The organism is Paracoccus aminovorans, assembly GCF_001546115.1.
GTDB classification, from domain to species: Bacteria; Pseudomonadota; Alphaproteobacteria; order Rhodobacterales; family Rhodobacteraceae; genus Paracoccus; species Paracoccus aminovorans_B.
The window spans coordinates 140,103-161,017 of sequence record NZ_KQ955209.1 but is presented as its reverse complement, the minus strand read 5'-3'; the positions used below and the strand labels follow the sequence as shown (position 1 = coordinate 161,017).

Below are 20,915 nucleotides of genomic sequence, written 5' to 3'. Positions count from 1 at the left end.
CGGGCAGTTGCCAGATCGGAGCGCATCATGCTGACCGGATTCGTGCTGTTCTATGTCGGCGCGGTGCTGTTTCTGAACGGCCTCTGGCTGATGGGCCGCATCGCCGACCGCGAGATCGTGGTCATCAACGTGGTCGCCGCCACGGTCTCGGGCGCATCGGTGCTGCACGACGCCTTCGGCGCCGGCGCGGGTGCCGCCAGCATCCGCAACGGCGCGCTGAGCCTGCTGTTCTGCACCACCTATCTGTGGGTCGCCTATAACCGCTTCTCGGGCGCGGACGGGCGGGGCCTGGGCTGGTTCAGCCTGTTCGTCGCCGTCACCGCCATCCCCGTGACCCTGCGCGCCTTTGCCGAGGCGGCCAGCGGCACCGAGCTTTGGCTGGCGGGCAACTGGCTGGTCTGGGGCGTGCTGTGGTTCCTGTATTTCCTGCTGCTGGCGCTGGGGCGCCCGATCCAGCGGCAGACCGCCTGGGTCACGCTGCTGGCCGGGATCTTTACCGGCTGGCTGCCCGGCTTCCTGCTGCTGGACGGGCTGGTCTGATCACCAGAACAGATGCGCCTCGTCGATGGCGCGGCGCCAGAAGGCATCGCGGTCGGCCTCGGGCGCCCAGCCCAGCAGCCGCTTGGGCTTGCCGTTGTCAAAGGGCGACAGGTGCCCGCGCGATTTCCAGTCGGCAAGCGAGGCAGGCGCCGCACCCTTCTTGCGCAGCGCGTGGCGTTTCAGCCCCTGCTTCATCGCATCCGACAGCCACAGCGCCGTCAGGTTCGAGCCGCTGACCTTCAGCCGCGCGCCGGTGCGGGCATGGATGGCGTCGAAGTAATCGCGGCCCGAGAACATCGGATCCCCGATCAGGTTGAAGCTTTCCCCCAGCGCCGCGTCGCTCTCCATCATGGCGATCAGCCCGTCCGAGACATCGTCGGCCAGCACGAAGGGCAGGATGTTGCGGCCATTGCCCCACAGCCGCACCGCACCGGCGCCGTGCCAGCGGCCGATGCCCCAATGCTGCAAGGGCCCGCCGTCGCCCAGCACGATGCCGGGCCGGGCGATGACCAGCCGCAGCCCCTGCGCCTGCATGGCCAGCAGGCGCTTCTCGCCCTCGGCTTTCGAGCGGGCATAGATGTTGCGGGTCTCCATCGCGCCGAAATCACTGGCCTCGGTGATGGTCCGGCCGGGGTCCGCCATGTCGTAAGAGGCGATGGTGCCGGTATGGATCAGCCGGCCGACGCCGGCGGCGATGGCGGCGCGGCCGATGCGCTCGGTCGTCGCCACGTCGTTTTCCAACGCCGCCTGCCAGCTCTTGTCGGTGGATTTCGCCAGATTGAAGACCACGTCCATGCCGGTCATGGCCTGAACCAGCCCGGCCTCGTCGCGCATCGAGACGCCATGGGTCTCGACCCGGTCGGCAAGGTCGGGGAAGGGGCCGTTCCGCCCGCGCGAGACCACGCGCACGTCATGCCCGCGCTCGACCAGCCGGCGGGTCAGGTTGCGGCCGATGAAGCCGGTGCCGCCGATCACCATGACGCGCGGCTGCGGCGTGCCGATGGGCCGGGCCGGGACCGGCGGCAGGGCGGACAGGCGGTCCAGCGCGGCCCCGATCCCGGCCATGACCGCCTGCGCCGCCTCGGGGGCGAAGCGCGGGTCGGGTTGGCCCTTGCGGATGCCGTCGTAAAAGGCCGCGACCGTCGCCCGGAAGCTGAGCCCATAGGGGCTTTTCTGGTTCAGCGACGCCGCCTGCCGCACCGCGTTCCGCACGCCCTCGCGCAGATGCGCGGCCGAGGCGCCCAGTTCCTTCAGCAGCGGGTTCAGCACCAGGTCGGCGGTATTGTCGCGCCTGACCACCAGCGTATCGGCGGCGAAATCCATCCGCGCCATGCCCGATGAGCCGCGCAGGCTGACCGAACGGTCGTCGAAGGTCTCGACCAGCGACAGGGCGATGGTCACGTCCACCGGACCGGCGCGGCCGATGATGCGCCAGCTTTGCGGCCGCTGCTCGCCGCCGGGCAGGGTGATCCACTGGCCCAGGCTGACATGCTCGATCTCCAGCGGCCCCAGCAGGTCGGTCGCCAGCGAAAAGGGATGCGGGCCAAGCTCCAAGAGCAGGTTCCGCGTCTCGCGCAGCATCCACAGGCTGTAGGGGCCCGACCGCAGCGGCACCAGCGGCAGCGCCCAGTTGATCTGCGCGCTGCTGACCAGGCCCAGATCGCCGGCCTGCTTCGCCGCCTTCAGCCGCTCATAGGACGGCAGGGCCAGGAAGTTGTGACAGGCGCCCAGCTGGCGGCCGGCGGCGCGGGCGGCCTCGGCCATGTCCTCGACCTCGGCGACCGACAGGGCGACCGGCTTTTCGACCAGCACATGCAGCCCGGCCTGCAGGCATTTCACCGCCAGGTCGCGGTGCAGGTTCGGCGGCGTCAGGATATGCACCACGTCGCAAACCCCGGCCGCGATCATCTGGTCGAGATCGGTGAAGGCCGCGATGCCATAGCCTGAGGCCAGCGCCTCCGCCGCCTCGCGGGCCGGGTCGCAGACCGCCACCAGCCGCGCGCCGGGCGTCGCGCGCACCGCATCCGCGTGCCACGAGGCGATATAGCCGGCGCCGATAATGCCGACGCGCAGGTCCGAACTCATGAAAAACTCCTATTTATACTCGATAATCCGCATGGCATCGCCTTTGCGGCGGCGGCGGTGATAAGTCCACATCCCGAAAAGGTTAGGCAGTTTCGCCAGCGTCAGCAAAGCCGCCTGGTGCAGCGCCATCGGCTTGCCGGAAAGCCCGCGCCAGGTCTTCCAGAAGGACAGCGCGTAAAGCGCCAGCACCGCCGCCGAGAGCCAGGGGCTGGTGAAAAGCCCCAGCAGGAACAGCAGCGGCAGCGCCAGGCCATAGATCCAGACCCGCAGCTTTTCGCGCTTGAAATAGGGCGGGTGCATGGCGCCGACCTGGGCAAAGCCGTGGCCGTTGCGGATGGTGCGCTGCCACCACTGGCCGAACCGGGTCATGGCGGCGTCGTGCCAGGTCATCTGCACCGGCAGCCGCTCCAGCGTCCAGCCGGCCTTGCCGATGCGCAGGCAGAATTCGTCGTCCTCGGCTGCGATCACCGTGGGGTCGAAGCCGCCGACCTGCCGGAAGGCCGCGACGCGGACCATCATGTCGCCGCCGCAGGCCACGATGGGCCCGGCGGGGCGGCGCCAATCGACCTCGCACATCTGGTTGTAGACGGTGGCGGTGGGGTGGATCTCGCCGCGCCAGCCGGTGACGATGCCGAGTTGCGGGTCGGCCTGCATGGCGGCGACGCCCGCGTCCAGCCAGCCGGCCTCGACCCGGCAGTCGCCATCGACGAATTGCACCAGGTCCAGCGCGCCCCCGGCCAGCAGCGCCTCGGCCCCGGCATTGCGGGCACGGGCGGCGGTGAAGGGCATCGTGGTGTCCAGTTCCACCACCGCGACGCCGAGCGAGCGGGCGAAAGCCACGGAATCGTCGCGCGAGCCGCTGTCGACATAGACCACGCGGTCGCATAGCGGCACCAGCGAGCGCAGGCAGGCCTTCAGCCTGTCACCTTCGTTGCGGCCGATGGCCACCGCACCCAGCGTCGGACGGTGCATGATTCCCCCGGATTGACGCAACCGCCGGCAGATTAGCCGCGCGGCGGCCGTTTCTGCAATGCGGCGGGGCCTGTCGTTATGGGCAAGTGGTCAATGCGCCGCGCGCTCGCGGCGCAGGCTTTGCCGGGCCAGGGCCGAGATCAGGTCGGTCTGGGTGACGATGCCGACGATGCGCGCGCCGTCCAGCACCGGCACGGCATGGCAGTCGCCCGAGGCGAGCATCGGCAGCAGCGTCGCGATGGGGCTGTCCGGGCCGACATGCGGCGGATCGGTCTGCATGATCTGCCCGGCCCGCGCCGCCGGCCCCGAGCGGCCCAGCAGGTCCGCCATGGCCGAAAGCAGCCGGCGGTTGCGGCGAAAGGCGTCCTCGCGCGCGCGGCGGATCAGGTGGATCTGGAAGATCACGCCGCGGAACTGGTCGCCATTCTCGACCACCGGGATGGAGGTGAAGTTATGTTCGCGGAAGATGTCGGCGACCACCGACAGGCGGGTCTGCGGCCCGACGGTCACCAGATCGCGCGACATGACCTCGGCCACGGTCAGCGGCCCGGCCTGGTGGCTGGCGGCCTGCAGCTCGGCAGCACCGATCAGCCGGGCCAGGTCCTCGACGCCCAGGTTCAGCGACTGGCGATAGCGTTGCAGGATCTCGGTCAGCTCGGCCTCGGACAGGCCCAGCCGCTCCATGGCCGGGTGGTCGGCGGTGCCATGCGGGCCGGGGTCCTCGAAATGCCGGAACGGATAGCGCCGGCCGGTCGCCCGGGCGTAGAGCATGGCGATCACCACCAGCGCCAGGGTGCCGGCCATGACCGGCGCCAGCACGAAGCGGAAGCCCAGCTCGCGCACCGCCTCGGGGTTCATGGCGGCGGTCATGGCCACGGCGCCCGCCGGCGGATGCACCGCGCGCAGCGGCACCATGGCGGCGATGGTCGCGCCGACCGCCAGCGCGATGCGCCAGCCCGGGTCGGGCACCAGCAGGCAGGCCAGGACGCCGATGGCCGCCGCCGCGCCATTGCCGATCACCGCCGACCAGGGCTGCGCCAGCGGGCTGTTCGGCACCGCAAAGACCAGCACCGAGGTCGCCCCGAAGGGCGCGATCATGTAGAGCCCCAGCCGCAGGTCGGCCGAGGGCGACAGTAGGAGCAGCCCCGAGATCCCCAGCCCGACCAGCGCGCCGATTCCCGCCCTAAGCGCCTCGCGCGGCGAGCCGGGGGCGATCGCCGGCCCCAGCGCCAGGGCGATCCGGTGCAGCATGGTCCCGGCCGGTTTCGTCATCGCGCCCCTTTTCCGATCTGCCCTGCAAATGGGCAGCTGATGCGCGTAATTGTCGCATCGACGCCCCGGTGACAAGCCCGCGCGGTCCGGCAAGCGCAGATTTTGCCATGGGAATCATCTGCGAATTGATCGACAACCACAGGGATCGCAAAGCGGCCGCAGTCGGAGGAATCGGGATGAAGATCGACCTGAACAGCGACTTGGGCGAGGGCTATGGCGCCTGGAGCATGGGCGACGATGCCGCGATGCTGGGCATCGTCAGCTCGGCCAATCTCGCCTGCGGCTTTCACGCCGGCGACCCGCTGACCATGCTGGCCACGGTGCGCGAGGCGGCGGCGCGCAGCGTCGCCATCGGCGCGCATGTCTCCTATCCCGACCGGGTGGGCTTCGGCCGCCGGCCGATGGAGGTGAGCCATGCCGAACTGGTCGCGGATGTGATCTATCAGATCGGCGCGCTGCAGGGCATCTGCGCCAGCGCCGGCACCCGCGTCAGCTACGTCAAGCCGCATGGCGCGCTTTACAACACCATTGCCGTGGACCCGAAGCAGGGCGCGGCGGTGATCGAGGGCATCCGCGCCGTCGATCCCGCGCTCGCCCTGATGGGCCTGGCCGGGACGCAGATCCTGGCCCAGGCGGCCGAGGCCGGCCTGCCCACCATCGCCGAGGCCTTCGCCGACCGCGGCTATCGTCCCGACGGCCAGCTGGTCTCGCGCCGCGATCCGGGTGCGGTGCTGCACGATCCCGACGCCGTCGCCGCCCGCATGCTGCGCCTGGCGACCGAGGGCGAGGTCGAGGCGGCGGACGGCTCGGTGCTGCGTCTGCGGGCCGACAGCATCTGCGTGCATGGCGACAGCCCCGGCGCCGTCGCCATGGCCGCCCGCATCCGCGCGGTGCTGCTGGCGGGCGGCGTGACCATTGCTGCTTTCGCGGGGGCGGCCGCATGATCCCGGACATCGCCACGGCCCGCGCCGCCCGGCTGTCCTGCCGCAACGGCGCCCCGCGCCCCACGGCGGGGCTGGCGCCGGGGCTCACGCAATGCAACCTGATCGCGCTGCCCCGGGACTGGGCCTGGGATTTCCTGCTTTTCGCGCAGCGCAACCCCAAGCCCTGCCCGGTGCTGGACGTGACCGACCCCGGCAGTGCCCGCACCGCGCTGGCGCCGGAGGCCGACCTGAGGACCGACATTCCGCTGTATCGCATCTGGCGCGACGGCGTGCTGGCCGAGGAGACCCCTGACGCCACCGCCGCCTGGGCCGAGCATCCCGACCTGGTGAGTTTCCTGATCGGCTGCTCGTTTACCTTCGAGGCGCCCTTGCAGCAGGCCGGGATCGAGATGCGCCACATCGCCCAAGGCTGCAACGTGCCGATGTTCCTGACCGACCGCGATTGCCGGTGGGCGGGGCGGCTGCATGGCAAGCTGGTCGTCTCGATGCGGCCGATCCCGGCGGGACGGGTGGCCGAGGCGGTGATGATCTCGGGCCGCACGCCGGCGGTCCACGGCGCCCCGGTGCATGTCGGCACGCCCGAGGCCCTGGGCATTGCCGACCTCATGCGCCCCGATTTCGGCGATCCGGTGCCGATCCGGCCGGGCGAGGTACCGGTGTTCTGGGCCTGCGGCGTGACCCCGCAGGCGGCGCTGATGGCGTCGAGGCCGCCCTTCGCCATCACCCATGCACCGGGGCATATGTTCATCACCGACGTGCCCGACACGCATTGGCAGGCGTGACCATGCGCTTCCTGCCCATCGGCCCCCGCACCCTGCTGGCGGAACTGGACGACCTCGACCAGACGCTGGCGCTGTTCGACGCGCTTCTGGCCGATCCGGTGCCGGGCGTCTCCGAGATCGTCCCGGCCGCCCGCACGCTGATGATCCGCACCGCGCCCGGCACCGCCGCCGATGGCCGGTTGGCCGGCGCGGTCCTGGCCCGCCGGCCAGCCCCCGGCACGCCGCCCGCTGCCCGCGCCAGCGAGACGGTCGAACTGCCGGTGACCTATGACGGCGCGGACTTGGCCGATGTCGCCGCCCATATGGGCCTGACCGAGGCCGAGGTGATCGCCGCCCATCAAAAGACCACCTGGCAGGTGGCCTTTTGCGGCTTCGCGCCGGGCTTTGCCTATATGACCTGCGACGATCCGCGCTTCGACCTGCCGCGTCGGGCGACGCCGCGCACGCGCATCCCGGCCGGCTCGGTGGCGCTGGCCGGGCGCTTCTGCGGCGTCTATCCGCAGGAGACGCCGGGCGGCTGGCAGCTGATCGGCCGCACCGCGGTGCCGATGTGGGATCTGTCCCGTGACCCGCCTGCGCTGCTGCGCCCCGGTCTGCGCTGCCGTTTCGTGGCGCGCAAGGCCAAGGTCCACGCCTCGGCCGCCATCCCGCAGCCGCAGCCCGAGCAGGGCCTGCGCGTGCTGTCCACCGCCTTTCCCATCGTCTTTCAGGACGAGGGGCGGCCGGGCCAGGGCGGGCAGGGTGTCTCGGCCTCGGGCGCGCTGGACATGGGCGCGGCGCGCCGGGCCAATCGCGCCGTCGGCAACCCCTCAGACGCGCCGGTGCTGGAGATCACGCTGGGCCCGGTCCGGCTGCGGGCCGACCGGCCGATGACGCTGGCCCTGACCGGCGCGGCCCAGGCCAGCGTCGCCGGTCACCTCATCCCACGCGGCGCGGCATTCGCGGTGGATGCGGGCGACGAGATCACCATCGACCCGCCCGGCGCGGGCATGCGCAGCTATCTCGCCCTGCGCGGCGGGTTCCGGGTCGCGCCGGTCCTGGGCTCGGCCGCGACCGATACGCTGGCCCATGTCGGGCCCGAGCCGATCACGGCGGGCGCCGTGCTGGCCGGTGCGAACCGTCCCGCCTTCGCCGTCGCCGCGCCCGAGCCCGAACCGCCGCTGCCGAAACCCGGCGATCTGGTCGCGTTGCCGGTGACCCTCGGCCCGCGCACGGATTGGTTCACGCCCGAGATGGTCCGGCATTTCCTGGCGCAGGAATGGCTGGTGACGCCGCAAAGCTCGCGCGTGGGCATCCGCCTGCAGGGCGATGCGGTGACGCGCGAGGATGCGCGCGAACTGCCCTCGGAAGGCACCGAGACCGGCGCCATCCAGATCCCACATTCCGGCCAGCCGGTGCTGTTCCTGGCCGACCATCCGCTGACCGGCGGCTATCCGGTCATCGCCACGCTGCGCCCCGAGGCGCTGGACCTCGCCGGCCAGATCCCGCCCGGCGCCCGCATCCGCTTCACCGCCGAACACGACTTCGCCCCGATCACGCCACGGAGGCCCGCATGACCCTGTTTGCCACCGGCCCGACCCGGCCGATCACCCGCCTGCTGATCGCCAATCGCGGCGAAATCGCCGTGCGGGTGATCCTCGCCTGCCGCGACGAGGGCATCCGCTCCGTCGCCGTCTATGCCGACAGCGACCGCGAGGCGCTGTTCGTCCGCATGGCCGACGAGGCGCATGCGTTGGTGGGCGAGAAGCCCGCGGACACCTATCTCGACGCCGGCAAGATCATCGCCATCGCCCAGGCGGCCGGCGCCGATGCCATCCATCCGGGCTATGGTTTCCTGTCGGAACGCGCCGAATTCGCGCAGGCCGTGCAGGATGCCGGGCTGATCTGGATCGGCCCCGACCCGAAGGTGATCGAGGCGCTCGGCGACAAGATCGAGGCCCGCCGCATCGCCGAGACCGTCGGCGCGCCGCTGGTCGCCGGCACCGCCGGCCCGGTCGGAACCCCGGCCGAGGCGCTGGCTTTCGCCAGGCAGCACGGCCTGCCCATCGCCATCAAGGCCGCTTTCGGCGGCGGCGGCCGCGGCATGAAGGTCGCCTGGCGCCTGGAGGAGGTCGAGGAGCTGTTCCAATCCGCCATCCGCGAGGCGCTGGCCGCCTTCGGCCGTGGCGAGTGTTTCATCGAGCAATTCCTCGACCGCCCGCGCCATGTCGAGGCGCAGGTGCTGGCCGACAAGCACGGCACCGTCAAGGTGATCGGCACCCGCGACTGTTCCCTGCAGCGCCGCAACCAGAAGCTGGTCGAGGAGGGGCCGGCGCCCTTCCTGACCGACGAGCAGCGCGCCCGCATCCACGACTCGGCCCGCGCCATCTGCGCCCATGCCGGCTATTCGGGGGCCGGGACGGTGGAATACCTGCTCTCGGCCAATGGCACGATTTCCTTCCTCGAGGTGAACACCCGGCTGCAGGTCGAGCATCCGGTGACCGAGGAAACCACCGGCATCGACCTGGTGCGCGCCATGATCCGCGTGGCGCAAGGCGCAAGGCTGGCCGACGAGACGGTGCCCGAGCCGCGCGGCCATGCCATCGAGTTCCGCATCAATGCCGAGGATCCGGCGCGCGGCTTCCTGCCCACGCCCGGGCCGGTCGAGGTCTTCGATGCGCCCTCGGGGCCGGGCATCCGGCTGGACAGCGGCGTGGCCCAGGGCTCGGTGGTGCCCGGCAGCTTCGATTCGCTGATGGCCAAGCTGATCGTCACCGGCGCCACCCGCGCCGAGGCGCTGGCCCGCGCCGCCCGTGCGCTGCGCGAGTTCTGCATCGAGGGCGTTGCCTCGGTACTGCCCTTCCATCGCGCGGTGGTCGCGGCGCCGGATTTCCGCGCCGAGGACGGCGATTTTCGCGTCCATACCCGCTGGATCGAGACCGATTTCGCCGCGGCGCTGGCCGAGGCGGTCGCGCCCCATGCCCGCGTCGCGCCGGCGCCCGCAGCGCCCCTGCTGCGCGTCGCCATCGAGATCGACGGCAAGCGGCATGAGCTGGGCCTGCCCGGCAACCTGCTGGCGCAGATGCCGCAGGGCAGGGCGACCCCGCAAGCCGCGCCCGAGGTGGACGAGGCCCTGCTGACCGCCCCAGTCCCCGGCACCCTGACGCTGTGGCAGGTCGCGGACGGCGCCGCGGTGGAACCCGGCCAGGTCGTCGCCGTCATCGAGGCGATGAAGATGGAGACCCGCGTCGCGGCGCATCGTGCCGGCAGGCTCAAGCGGCTGGCCGACGAGGGCGCCTCCCTGGCCTTCGGCGCGGCCTTGGCCCGGATAGAGGCCGCGCCCTAGATGTTCATCTGCGCCCCGATCTCGACCACCCGGCCCGCCGGGATGCGGAAATAGTCCGAGGCGGCGGCGGCATTGCGCGACAGCGCGATATAGAGCTTGCCCTGCCAGCTTGGCATGCGCGAGCGGGTCGAGATCCGCAGCCGCCGCCGCGACAGGATGAAGCTCGTGGCCATGATGTCGAATTTCCAGCCCTGGCGGCGGCATTGCACCAGCGCCTGCGGCACGTCCGGCTCTTCGGCATAGCCGTAGATCAGCCAGACGCGGCGGAAGCGGTCGTTGATGTCCTCGATCCGCACCCGCTCGGCTGGGTCCACACGCGGCACCTCGGCCGTGGTGATGGTCAGGATCACGTTCTGCTCGTGCAGCGACTTGAAGTGCTTGAGGCTGTGCAGCAGGGCCGAGGGCGCCAGATCCGGCGTCGAGGTCAGGAACACCGCCGTGCCCGGCACCGGGGCGATGCGGTCGGATTTCTCGATCTGCGCCAGCAGCGCGTCCAGCGGCAGTTCGGCCTCGCGGTCCTTGGCCAGCACGATGGCGGTGCCGCGCATCCAGCTGGCCATGGTCAGCAGCATGGCGCCGGCGATGCCCAAGGGGACATAGCCGCCCTCGTGCAGCTTGATCAGGTTCGCGCCCAGGAAGGTCAGGTCCAGCACCAGGAAGGGCAGCATGATCGCCACGGCCAGCCACAGGGGCAGCTTCCAATGCTTCCAGATCACGATCATCGCCAGCAGCGCGGTCACGACCATGGTCCCGGTCACGCTGATGCCATAGGCCGAAGCCAGGCTCGAGGACGAGCCGAAGATCATCACCAGCGCCAGCACCGCCAGCATCAGCCAGCGGTTGACGCCGGGCATGTAGATCTGGCCCTGGTGCTCGTCCGAGGTGTGGCGGATCTTCATGCGCGGCAGCATGCGCAGCTGCACCGCCTGCTGGGTCAGCGAATAGGCGCCGGTGATGACGGCCTGGCTCGCGATGATCGTGGCCATGGTGGCCAGGATGACGACCGGCAGCAGCGCCCAGTCGGGAAACATCAGGAAGAACGGGTTCTCCATCGCCTCGGGCCGGGACAGCAGCAGCGCGCCCTGGCCGAAATAGGTCAGCAGCAGCGCCGGGAAGGCCACGAACAGCCAGGCCATCTGGATCGGCTTGCGGCCGAAATGGCCCATGTCGGCATAAAGCGCCTCGGCCCCGGTCACGGCCAGGAAGACCGCGCCCAGGACGACAAGGCCGAGCCGGCCATTGTCGAGCAGGAAGCGCAGGGCATGGATCGGGTTCAGTGCCGCCAGCACCTCGGGGTCCTGCAGGGTCCAGTGGATGCCGCCCGCCGCCATGACCATGAACCAGATCAGCGTGATCGGGCCGAAGAAGCGGGCCACCGCCTCGGTGCCGCGGTTCTGGACCAGGAACAGGGCGATGATGATGGCGATGGCGATGGGCTCGATATAGGGGTCGACCTGCGGGGTGACGAGCTTCATCCCCTCGATGGCCGACAGGACCGAGATCGCCGGGGTGATCGCCGCGTCGCCATAGAACAGCGCCGCCCCGATCATGCCCAGGACCAGCACGACCCGGTTCGGGCGCCCCATGGCGCGCTGTGCCAAGGCCAGCAGCGACAGCGTGCCGCCCTCGCCCTGGTTGTCGGCGCGCAAGAGGATCAGGACGTATTTCACCGTCACGATCAGCACCAGCGCCCAGACGATCAGCGACAGCACCCCCAGCACGTCCTCGCGCAGCACCTGGCCATGGGTGGCGCCGGCGGCATGCATCGCCTCGCGGAAGGCGTAAAGCGGCGAGGTGCCGATGTCGCCATAGACGACCCCGATCGCGGCCAGGGACAGCGACAGCAGTCCCGCGCGGCGCGGCTGGGCGTCGGACATATGGGTATCCAGACTTGCCATGTATTCATTCCCCTGCGCCGGAATCGCGCCGGCCCGAGCGGGCAGATTGCGCCGGGCGCGCATAAGGGATCGACAGGGATTCCGTTAACGGGTGTAAGGAAATCGTAAAGACCATGGACAAGGCCGGCGCCATCGCGCCAGATCCGGGATATGGACCGTTTCGAACCCTCGCGCCTGCCGCCCGACGACCGCCGCTGGAGCACCATGCCCCGCTTCGGCGGCTTCCTGGGCGCGGCGCTGCTGCTGGCGCTGGTCACGCTGGCCGCCGACCGGCTGCACGAGCTGCTGCCGGAAAACGTCTCGATCCTGCTGTTCCTGACGGCGGTGCTGATCAGCGCGGCGGCCTTCGGCTTCTGGGTGGGGATCGCCAGTGCGGTGGGGGCCATCGCCGCCTTCAACTTCCTGTTCGTCGAGCCGCATTTCACCCTGCATATCGCCCAGCCGCAGGATCTGATCACGCTGGCGGTGTTCCTGCTGGCCGCCAGCCTGACCGGGCTGCTGGCCGGGCGCTTGCGCGAGCAGGTCGATGCCGCCAAGGGCCGCGCCGCCGCGCTGGAGGTGGTGTCGCGGGTCAGCGGCGACCTGGCCGGCGCCGCCAGCGCCGAGGACGTGGCCCGTATCGCGCTGCGCCACCTGCACGAGCTGGCGCAGGGCCCCGCGGTGGCGCTGGTGCCCGAGCGGGACGGGCTGCGCCTGCTCGCGGCGCTGCCGCAGGGCTATGCGCCGGTGGCGAGCGATCTGGACGCCGCCGACATCGCCTTTCGCCGGCGCCGCGCCGAATTCGCCGCCGCGCGGGGCTGGGCTGGCTCGCGGCTGAGCTTCTATCCGCTGCATGCCGATGGCGGCGGCACGGTGCTGGGCCATGCCCGGCTGGACCCCGACCGCCGCGACCGCGAGTGGCGCGAGACCGGGATCGAGGTCGTGCTGCGCCAGTCCGAACAGGCGTTGCAGCGCCTGGCCCTGGCCGAGGCCGCCGAGGCCGAGCGCCGCCGCGCCGTCTCCGAGGAAACCCGCGCCGCGCTGCTCGCCTCGCTGTCGCATGACCTGCGGACGCCGCTGGCGACCATCCTCGGCGCGGTGACGACGCTGCGCGAGCTGGGCGCGACCCTGCCGCCGGCGGCGCAGGCCGACCTGCTGGCCGCCATCGAGGAAGAGACCGGCCGCCTGGCGCGCTATGTCGAAAAGCTGCTGCAACTGACCCGCCTGCAAGCCGGCATCGCGGCGCAGATGGCCTGGGTCGATGCCGGCGACGCCATGCAGGCGGCGGTGGCGCGGGCCCGGCGCAGTTGGCCCAAGGCCCGCATCACCGCCGAAGCCGGCCCCCTGCCGATGATCCGCGCCGAGGCCGGCCTGCTGGAGCAGGCGATCTTCAACCTGGTCGAAAACGCGGTGAAATATTCGCAGGGCCCGATCCGCGTCACCGGCGCGGTCGAGGGGCAGGAGCTGGTGCTGACCGTGCTGGACAGCGGCCGCGGCCTGCCGCCGGCCATCGCGGAATGGCTGGCCTCGGACGAGGCGGTGGGCGCGCCGCCGGGCGCCGGTCTGGGCCTGCCGATCTGCAAGGGCATCACCCGGGCGCTTGGCGGGCGGATGACGGCGCAGCGCGGCAGTTCCGGCGGGGCGGCGCTGGCGATCCGCCTGCCGATCCCGAAGCCCCGCGCCTGAGGCCGGCCATGGGAGACCGCCGTCTGATCCTGATCGTCGACGACGAGCCGCAGATCCAGCGTTTCCTGGGCCATGCGCTGGTCGCGGCCGGTTACGACACCTGCCTGGCCGGTAACGGGGCCGAGGCCCTGGCCCAGGCCGCGGCGCAGGAGCCCGACCTGATGATCCTGGACCTGGGCCTGCCCGACATGAACGGCAAGGAGGTGATCGAGCGGCTGCGCCTGCGCTCGGACATGCCGGTGATCGTGCTTTCGGCCCATGACCAGGAGATGGAAAAGATCATGGCGCTGGACCTGGGCGCCGACGATTTCGTGGCCAAGCCCTTCGGCATCGGCGAATTGCTGGCCCGGCTGCGCGCCAGCCTGCGCCCGCGCCGCGCCGCCCGCAGCGAGCAGGTGCGCCAGGGCGGGCTGGTCATCGACCTGGCCGCGCATCAGGTCAGCCGCGACGGCGAGGTGCTGCGGCTGACGCCCAAGGAATTCGACCTGCTGGCGGCGCTGGTCGGCAATGCCGGCCGGGTGATGACGCATCACAAGCTGTTGCAACTGGTCTGGGGCCCGGCGCATGTCGACGACGTGCCCTATCTGCGGGTCTTCATCGGCCAGCTGCGCCAGAAGCTGGAACGCGACCCCGCCCGGCCGGAACTGATCCTGACCGAGCCCGGCGTCGGCTATCGCTGGGCCGCAACCGAAGGAGGCCCGGCCGAGCCGGGAAAGCAACCATGAGCCATCGCATCCTGCGCAGTCCCGACCATCGCCGCATGCCCTGGAAGAACGGCCGCGGCGAGACCATCGAGGTCGCCGTCCACCCAGAGGGCGCCGGCCTTGCCGATTTCGGCTGGCGCGTCAGCATGGCCGGCGTGACCAAGGACGGCGACTTCTCGGTGTTTTCCGGCATCGACCGGACGCTGGCCGTGCTGACCGGCGCGGGCATCGCGCTGCAGGTGCAAGGGCAGGGGCTGCACCGGCTGACGCCGCGGTCCGAGCCCTTGGCTTTTCCCGCCGACGTGCCAAGCGCGGCGCGGCTGATCGACGGGCCGATCACCGACCTGAACGTGATGACCCGGCGCGGCGCCTTCCGGCATCGGCTGGCGGCGCCGGACGCATCCCCGGCCCCAAGCCCGGCGCCCGACTGGCGGCTGTGGCTTGCGACCGACCATGCCACGCTGGAATTTGCCGGCGAGACGCTGGCGCTGGCGCCGCATGACGCGGTGCTTTGCGACGGGCCCGAGGCGGCGCTGCCGCTGACCCCCGCGCCGGACCTGTGGCTGGTCGAGATCTTTCGCGCCTGAGCAATCGTCACACAGACGTCACCGTCCCGCCGTATCCTCGTCACCTGAACCGCCTAAGGCAGCCCGCGTGGGGCTTTGAAGCCCGACCCAATTCAGAACGAGGCATCCATGCGCAAACTCTCTGCCGCCCTTGCGGCCAGCACCATGCTGACCGGCTTCGCCCTGTCGGCCACGGCTGCGGAAATCTATCCGCTGGACCGGGCGACGATCCTGGCCGGCTCGCCCTTCGACTTCAAGGTCGAGCTGGAGGGCGTCGCGCCCCAGGATGCGGTCTCGGTGCTGGTCAATGGCAAGCCCTATGCTGAAGCCCTTGGCAAGCCGGCCGAATATGTCGCCGAGGAAAAGGACGAGGACGGCGCCATCATGGGCTCGGCCCTGATCCTGCGCGGCGTCACCCTGGCCGAGCCGGGCCGCTATACCGTCGAGGTCAAGGCCGGCGACCAGAGCCGCAGCGCCACCTGGGAGGTCTATGGCACCGCGACCGCGCCCAAGGCCAGGAACGTGATCTTCATCGTCGGCGACGGGCTTTCGGTCGCGCATCGCACCGCGGCGCGGATCATGTCCAAGGGCATGACCGGCGGCAAGGCCAATGGCCGGCTGGCGATGGACGACCTGGACCACATGGCCTTCATCGGCACCTCGTCGACCCATTCCATCGCCACCGATTCGGCCAATACCATGTCGGCCTATATGACCGGTCACAAGGCCCGCGTGAACGCGCTTGGCGTCTATGCCGACCGCACGCCCGACAGCCAGGACGACCCGCGCGTCGAGACCATCGCCGAGGCGCTGCGCCGCACCACGGAGAAGTCCATCGGCATCGTCTCGACCGCCGAGCTGGAGGACGCGACCCCGGCCGCCCTTGTCGCCCATACCCGCAAGCGCGGCGACAAGGAGGATATCGTCGGCATGATCCACGACGTGCAGCCCGAGGTGATCCTGGGCGGCGGCTCGGCCTATTTCCTGAAGTCCGACGTGCCGGGTTCCAAGCGCAAGGACGACAAGGATTACGTCCAGATGTTCCGCGACGCCGGCTATGCCGTGGCCTCGACCGGCGCCGAGCTGAAGGCCGCCGCCGGCAGCAACAGCGGCAAGATCCTGGGCCTGTTCCACACCGGCAACATGGACACCTGGCTGGACCGCAACCAGCTGAAGAAGGGCACGGTCGAGAAGTTCCCCGACCAGCCGGGCCTGGTCGACATGACCCAGGCGGCGCTGGACCAGCTGTCGAAGAATCCCGAGGGCTTCTTCCTGATGGTCGAGGGCGCCAGCATCGACAAGATGTCGCATCCGCTGGACTGGGACCGCGCCGTGGTCGAGACCATCGAGCTGGACCAGGCCGTGGCGCTGGCCCGCGACTTTGCCGCCAGGAACCCCGACACGCTGGTCGTGGTGACGGGCGACCATACCCATGGCGTGTCGCTGATCGGCACCTTAGACCGCTCGACCGCGCCCGACTCCGACATGCGCGAGCGGGTCAAGGTCTATGACGACGCGGGCTTCCCCGACTATGCCGACGCCGACCGGGACGGCTATCCGGACAGCGTCGACGTCAAGCATCCGCTGGCGATCTTCGCCTCGAACTATCCGGATTACTACGAGACCTTCGGGCCCAAGCTCGACAACCCGTTCACCCCGGCGATCCAGGCGCAGGACGGCGTCTATGTCGCGAACGAGGCCTACAAGGACGTGCCCGGCGCCGTGCTGCGCCAGGGCAACCTGCCGCGCGAGAACGACACCGCGGTCCATGCCGTCGACGACATCGTGCTGCAGGCGACCGGCCCGGGCGCCGAGGCCTTCAAGGGCTACATGGAGCAATCCGATGTCTACAAGGTCCTGGCCGACGCCTTTGCCTTGGGCACGGTGCAAAAGCAGCAGGCGGCGCAGAACTGACGCCTTTCGGCCTGTCCCCGCGGGGACAGGCCAGCCACCAACGAGAAGGGGTCGCGCATGACCTATCCGCTTTCCCGCAGGGCCTGCCTCGCCGGCGGCCTGTCGCTGTCGCTCTTGCGGCCCGCCCATGCCGCGCCCGCCACGCTGAGCTTCGATGAGCTTTACGCCTCGTTCAGCGCGCTGGGGCTGGTCTATTCCGACAAGGTCAAGGCGCTGACCGGGCAGCCCATCCGCATGCAGGGCTTCATGGCGCCGCCGCTGAAGGCCGAGGCGCAGTTCTTCGTCTTGACCGAGATCCCGATGGCGCTGTGCCCGTTCTGCTCGACCGACGCGGATTGGCCGGACAATATCCTGGTGGTCTATCTGGACCGCAAGCGCACCTTCACGCCGCCGAACCAGCGGATCGAGGCGCGGGGCGTGCTGGAGCGCGGCTCCTGGACCGATCCCGAGACCGGATTCGTCAGCCAGCTGCGGCTGCGCGGCGCGCGCTACGACAGAGCATGACCGCGCCCGCCTTGCTCATGTCTGGGGTCGAGGTGCGGTTTCCCGGCCTCGGCAGCCCGGCGCTGGCCGTGCCGGATCTGCGCATCGCCGCCGGCGCCATGGTCGCGGTGGCCGGGCCGTCGGGTTCGGGGAAATCGACGCTGGTCAATGTCCTGACCGGGCTGGAACGGCCCGCGCGCGGCACCGTGCGCTGGGGCGGGACCGACATCGCCGCCCTGTCCGAAGGCGCGCGCGACCGCTGGCGCGGCGCGCATGTCGGGCTGGTGATGCAGGATTTCCACCTGTTCCCGGGCCTTTCGGCGCTGGACAACGTGCTTCTGCCGGCGCGCATGGCGCGGGCCGCCGACCGGGCGCTGGTCGCACGCGCCGCCGAATTGCTGGCCGGCATGGGGCTGGACCGGCCGCGCCAGCGCATCGAGACCCTGTCGCGCGGCGAGATGCAGCGCGTGGCCATCGCGCGCGCCCTGCTGCGCCGCCCGGGCATCATCGTCGCGGATGAGCCGACCGCCAGCCTCGACGCCGCCACCGGCGAACTCATCGCCGGGCTGCTGATCGGCTTGGCGCGCGACAGCGGCGCGACGCTGATCGTCGTCACCCACGACCCGGCGCTGATCCAGCGCCTGCCGCGCCGCATCGCGCTGGCGCGGGGCAGCGTCGTGGCCGCCGACCTGGCCGAGGCCGCGTGATGGGCCGCTTCATCTGGGCCGACCTGCGGCGGATCTGGCCGGGCGCGCTGGTCATGGTGGTGCTGGTGGCGCTGGCCGTGGCTCTGGGCACCGGTGTCACCCTGCAGGAACGCGCCCTGCGGCTGGGCAGCGCCCGGGCTGCCTCGGCCTTCGATCTGGTGATCGGCGCGCCGGGCAGCGAGACGCAGCTGGCGCTGTCCACCGTCTTCCTGCAAGCGGCGGCGCTGCCCTTGATGCCGGGCGAGGTGTTGGCCGAACTGGAAGCCGACCCGCGCGTGGCCTGGGCGGCTCCGGTGGGTTTCGGCGACTATTACGGCGACATTCCCCTGGTCGGCACCACCACCCGGCTGGTCGAGGAAATGGTGCCCGCCTTTGCCGGCGGCCGCATGTTCGTGAACCACGGCGAGGCGGTGGTCGGCGCCCGCGTGCCCTTGCAGATCGGCGCCCGCATCACCCCCTCGCATGGTGCGGTCTCGCATGGTGGCGCGGCGCATGAGGATGTCGAATATCACGTCGTCGGCCGCTTGCAGCCCACTGGCACGGCCTGGGACCGCGCCATCCTGGTGCCGATCCGCGCGGTCTGGGCGGTGCATGGCATGGCCGGCGGGCATGGGCACGGCCACGACGCGCAGCCCGGCCACGACGACCACGATCATGCGCATGTCGAGCCCTCGGCACCGCTGGACGAGAGCTGGCATGGGGCCGGGACGCCGGGCCCGCCGGCGGTGCTGGTCAAGCCCGCCAGCATCGCCGACGCCTACAAGCTGCGCCAGGAATACCGCGCCCGCCCGGATACGCTGGCGGTGTTCCCGGCCGAGGTGCTGACCGGGCTTTACGGGCTGATGGGCGACGCGCGGCAGGTGCTGGCGGCGGTGGCCATCGGCGCGCAGGCCCTGGTCGCGGTGGCGCTGGTCATGGTGACGGTGATCCATGTCGGCCAGCGCCGGCGCCAGGTCGCGGCGCTGCGCGCCTTCGGCGCCCCGCGCGGCGCGATCTTCGTGCTGGTCTGGTCGCAGATGCTGGTGCTGCTGGCGGCGGGCATCGTGCTGGGCCATGCCGCCGGCTGGCTGGCGGCGGTGCAGCTGTCGCGGCTGGTCGCGGCGCGGCAGGGGTTCGAACTGCCGGTGGAGTGGGCGGCCGGCGACGCGGGGGCCTTCGCGCTGCTGCTGGGCGTCGGCGCGGTGCTGGCGGCGCTGCCGGCCTTCATCGCCTATCGCCAGCCGGCGGTCGCCAGCCTGCGCGGCTAGCGGTTGCTCAGCAGCAGGTCGCGGCCGGCGAAAAGCCCGCCCGCGACCTCCATGGCAAGGCGTTGGGCGTCGCGCTCGCGGATCTCGGCCATCAGTTCCTCGGCCTCTTCCTGGCTGTCGCCCAGCTGCATCAGCGCCTCGCGGCCGATGGCGAAGCCGCTTTCCAGCGTCTCGCGGAGCTGGAAATCGGCGCCGGCATGCACCAGTTCCATCGCATGCTCGCGGTCGAAGGCGCGGGCGATCACCGGCACCAGCGGGAATTCCTGCTTCACCAGCTCGACGATGCGGGTGGTGGCGTGCCGGTCGCCGGGCAGGGCGAGGATCAGGCTGGCCTCGCCCGCGCCGGCGGCATGCAGCACGTCCAGCCGCGCGCCGTCGCCATACCAGATCTTGAAGCCGAATTCGTCGGCGTCGCGGATGGTCTGCGGGTCGCTTTCGATGATCGAGATCGAATGGCCGCGCGCGATCAGCGGCTGGCTGACGATCTGGCCCATGCGGCCGAAGCCGATCATCAGCACCCGCGCATTCAGCCCCTCCGCCGCCTCGACCCCGTCGAGCGAGGGCACGGGCTTCGGCATCAGCCGGTCGTGCAGGATGATCATCAGGGGCGTCAGCACCATCGAGACGATGACGATGGCGGTCAGCGTGGCGTTTTCCTGGCCGCTGATGATGTCGAACTGCATGGCGGTGGCATAGAGCACAAAGGCGAATTCGCCGCCCTGCGCCATCAGCACGGCGCGCTCCAGCGCCTCGGCATGGCCGGTGCGAAACAGCCGCGCCACGGCATAGATCACCAGCATCTTCAGGACCATATAGGCCGGCACGCAGATCGCGATCAGCGCCCAGTTGCGCGCGATCACGTCAAGGTCCAGCGCCATGCCGACACCCAGGAAGAACAGGCCCAGCAGCAAGCCGCGGAAGGGCTCGATATCGGCCTCGAGCTGGTGGCGGAAGCTGGATTCGGACAGCAGCACCCCGGCCAGGAAGGCCCCCATCGCCATCGACAGCCCGCCCCATTGCATCAGCAGCGCCGCGCCCAGCACGACCAGCAGCGCGGCGGCGGTCATGATCTCGCGCCCGCCGAAGCGCGCGAGCAAGCCGAACATCGGGTTCAGCAGATAGCGCCCGGCCAGCACCAGCGCGGCGATGCAGCCCAGGCCAAGCCCGATCCCGGCCAGCCGCTGCGCCAGCGTCACCGTCTCGGCCCCGGGGGCCAGAAAGGCGACCAGCGCCAGCAGCGGCACGATGGCCAGATCCTCGAACAACAGGATCGAGATGATGCGCCGGCCCTTGGGCAGCGCCATCTGGTTTCGCTCGCCGAGCATCTGCATGACGATGGCGGTCGAGGTCAGCACGAAGCCGGTGCCGGAAACGAAGCTGGCGGCGACCGGGAACCCCAGTGCCAGCCCGACGCAGGTCAGCAGCGCGATGGCCAGCGCCACCTGTGTCAGGCCCAGCCCGAAGATCTCGCCCCGCATCGCCCACAGGCGCGAGGGCTGCATCTCCAGCCCGATGATGAACAGGAACAGCACCACGCCCAGCTCGGCGACGGCGATGATGCTGCCGGGGTCGTGAAAGAAGCCAAGGCCGAAGGGGCCGACCGCCAGCCCGGCCGCCAGATAGCCCAGCACCGAGCCCAGGCCCGCCTTGCGAAAGATCGGCACCGCGATCACGGCGGCCGCCAGCAGCACCACCACCGGGCCGATATCGGCACCATGCGCGCCGTGCTGGGCGGCCTCGGCTGCGACTTCTGTAACGGCCATCGCTGTCTCCTGTTCGCGCAGGGCCAGCTTAGCGTGCGCCGCCGAGCT

At 70.8% G+C, this 20,915-nt stretch carries 17 protein-coding genes; 12 read left to right on the top strand and 5 right to left on the bottom strand.

The annotated features are described in order from the left end of the window. Positions 1-27: 27 nt before the first annotated feature. Positions 28-540, top strand: coding sequence for an AmiS/UreI family transporter (locus ASV56_RS12720; RefSeq protein ID WP_062562460.1), 513 nt, complete (start codon positions 28-30; stop codon positions 538-540). Here ASV56_RS12720 and ASV56_RS12715 read toward each other — a convergent pair whose 3' ends face one another. The 3 genes from ASV56_RS12715 to ASV56_RS12705 form a co-directional block, all read right to left on the bottom strand. Then, positions 541-2,625 carry a Gfo/Idh/MocA family oxidoreductase gene (locus ASV56_RS12715; RefSeq protein ID WP_062562459.1) on the bottom strand — a complete coding sequence of 695 codons (2,085 nt, stop codon included), beginning with the start codon at positions 2,623-2,625 and terminating at the stop codon, positions 541-543. A gap of 9 nt (positions 2,626-2,634) precedes the next feature. Then, the gene (locus ASV56_RS12710) at positions 2,635-3,597 is read right to left on the bottom strand and encodes a glycosyltransferase family 2 protein (protein WP_062562458.1); all 963 of its coding nucleotides are present in this window, start codon (positions 3,595-3,597) and stop codon (positions 2,635-2,637) included. Between the two features lie 90 nt (positions 3,598-3,687). Next, positions 3,688-4,869 carry an HPP family protein gene (locus ASV56_RS12705; RefSeq protein WP_062562457.1) on the bottom strand — a complete coding sequence of 394 codons (1,182 nt, stop codon included), beginning with the start codon at positions 4,867-4,869 and terminating at the stop codon, positions 3,688-3,690. A 176-nt stretch (positions 4,870-5,045) separates the two neighbouring features. On the opposite strand from ASV56_RS12705, the gene ASV56_RS12700 reads away from it, so the two are divergent. From ASV56_RS12700 to ASV56_RS12685, 4 genes are read left to right on the top strand one after another with little or no spacing between them, the layout of a single operon-like run. Further along, a complete protein-coding gene (locus ASV56_RS12700; protein ID WP_062562456.1) occupies positions 5,046-5,813 on the top strand; it encodes a LamB/YcsF family protein in 768 nt (255 codons plus the stop codon). Then, the gene (locus ASV56_RS12695; protein ID WP_062562455.1) at positions 5,810-6,595 is read left to right on the top strand and encodes a putative hydro-lyase; all 786 of its coding nucleotides are present in this window, start codon (positions 5,810-5,812) and stop codon (positions 6,593-6,595) included. The genes ASV56_RS12700 and ASV56_RS12695 overlap by 4 nt, the downstream gene beginning before the upstream one ends. A gap of 2 nt (positions 6,596-6,597) precedes the next feature. Next, positions 6,598-8,151: a 5-oxoprolinase subunit B/C family protein gene (locus ASV56_RS12690; protein WP_062562454.1), complete on the top strand. Its 1,554-nt coding sequence runs from the start codon at positions 6,598-6,600 to the stop codon at positions 8,149-8,151. Then, positions 8,148-9,920 (top strand): acetyl/propionyl/methylcrotonyl-CoA carboxylase subunit alpha, encoded by a 1,773-nt coding sequence (locus ASV56_RS12685; protein ID WP_156429158.1) that lies wholly within the window; start codon positions 8,148-8,150, stop codon positions 9,918-9,920. The genes ASV56_RS12690 and ASV56_RS12685 overlap by 4 nt, the downstream gene beginning before the upstream one ends. Here the strand turns inward: ASV56_RS12685 and ASV56_RS12680 are convergent. Next, positions 9,917-11,818, bottom strand: a complete 1,902-nt coding sequence (locus tag ASV56_RS12680; protein WP_253880021.1) for a potassium transporter Kup — start codon at positions 11,816-11,818, stop codon at positions 9,917-9,919. The two genes, ASV56_RS12685 and ASV56_RS12680, sit on opposite strands and share 4 nt — an antisense overlap. 150 nt (positions 11,819-11,968) lie before the next feature. Between ASV56_RS12680 and ASV56_RS12675 the strand changes: the two genes are divergently transcribed. From ASV56_RS12675 to ASV56_RS12645, 7 genes are all read left to right on the top strand, one after another. Next, on the top strand, positions 11,969-13,483 hold the full coding sequence (locus ASV56_RS12675; protein ID WP_062562452.1) for a DUF4118 domain-containing protein: 1,515 nt from the start codon (positions 11,969-11,971) through the stop codon (positions 13,481-13,483). An 8-nt stretch (positions 13,484-13,491) separates the two neighbouring features. After that, positions 13,492-14,208 carry a response regulator gene (locus ASV56_RS12670; RefSeq protein ID WP_062562451.1) on the top strand — a complete coding sequence of 239 codons (717 nt, stop codon included), beginning with the start codon at positions 13,492-13,494 and terminating at the stop codon, positions 14,206-14,208. Next, the gene (locus ASV56_RS12665; protein WP_062562450.1) at positions 14,205-14,774 is read left to right on the top strand and encodes a HutD/Ves family protein; all 570 of its coding nucleotides are present in this window, start codon (positions 14,205-14,207) and stop codon (positions 14,772-14,774) included. The genes ASV56_RS12670 and ASV56_RS12665 overlap by 4 nt, the downstream gene beginning before the upstream one ends. Positions 14,775-14,882: 108 nt before the next feature. Further along, a complete protein-coding gene (locus ASV56_RS12660) occupies positions 14,883-16,667 on the top strand; it encodes an alkaline phosphatase (RefSeq protein ID WP_062562449.1) in 1,785 nt (594 codons plus the stop codon). 57 nt (positions 16,668-16,724) lie between these two features. Further along, positions 16,725-17,171 (top strand): hypothetical protein, encoded by a 447-nt coding sequence (locus ASV56_RS12655; RefSeq protein ID WP_062562448.1) that lies wholly within the window; start codon positions 16,725-16,727, stop codon positions 17,169-17,171. Next, positions 17,168-17,857 (top strand): ABC transporter ATP-binding protein, encoded by a 690-nt coding sequence (locus tag ASV56_RS12650; RefSeq protein ID WP_062562447.1) that lies wholly within the window; start codon positions 17,168-17,170, stop codon positions 17,855-17,857. The genes ASV56_RS12655 and ASV56_RS12650 overlap by 4 nt, the downstream gene beginning before the upstream one ends. Further along, positions 17,857-19,104: an ABC transporter permease gene (locus ASV56_RS12645; RefSeq protein WP_062562446.1), complete on the top strand. Its 1,248-nt coding sequence runs from the start codon at positions 17,857-17,859 to the stop codon at positions 19,102-19,104. The genes ASV56_RS12650 and ASV56_RS12645 overlap by 1 nt, the downstream gene beginning before the upstream one ends. Here ASV56_RS12645 and ASV56_RS12640 read toward each other — a convergent pair. Then, complete coding sequence (locus tag ASV56_RS12640; RefSeq protein ID WP_062562445.1) at positions 19,101-20,867, bottom strand: monovalent cation:proton antiporter-2 (CPA2) family protein; 1,767 nt, start codon at positions 20,865-20,867, stop codon at positions 19,101-19,103. The two genes, ASV56_RS12645 and ASV56_RS12640, sit on opposite strands and share 4 nt — an antisense overlap. Positions 20,868-20,915 lie beyond the last annotated feature (48 nt).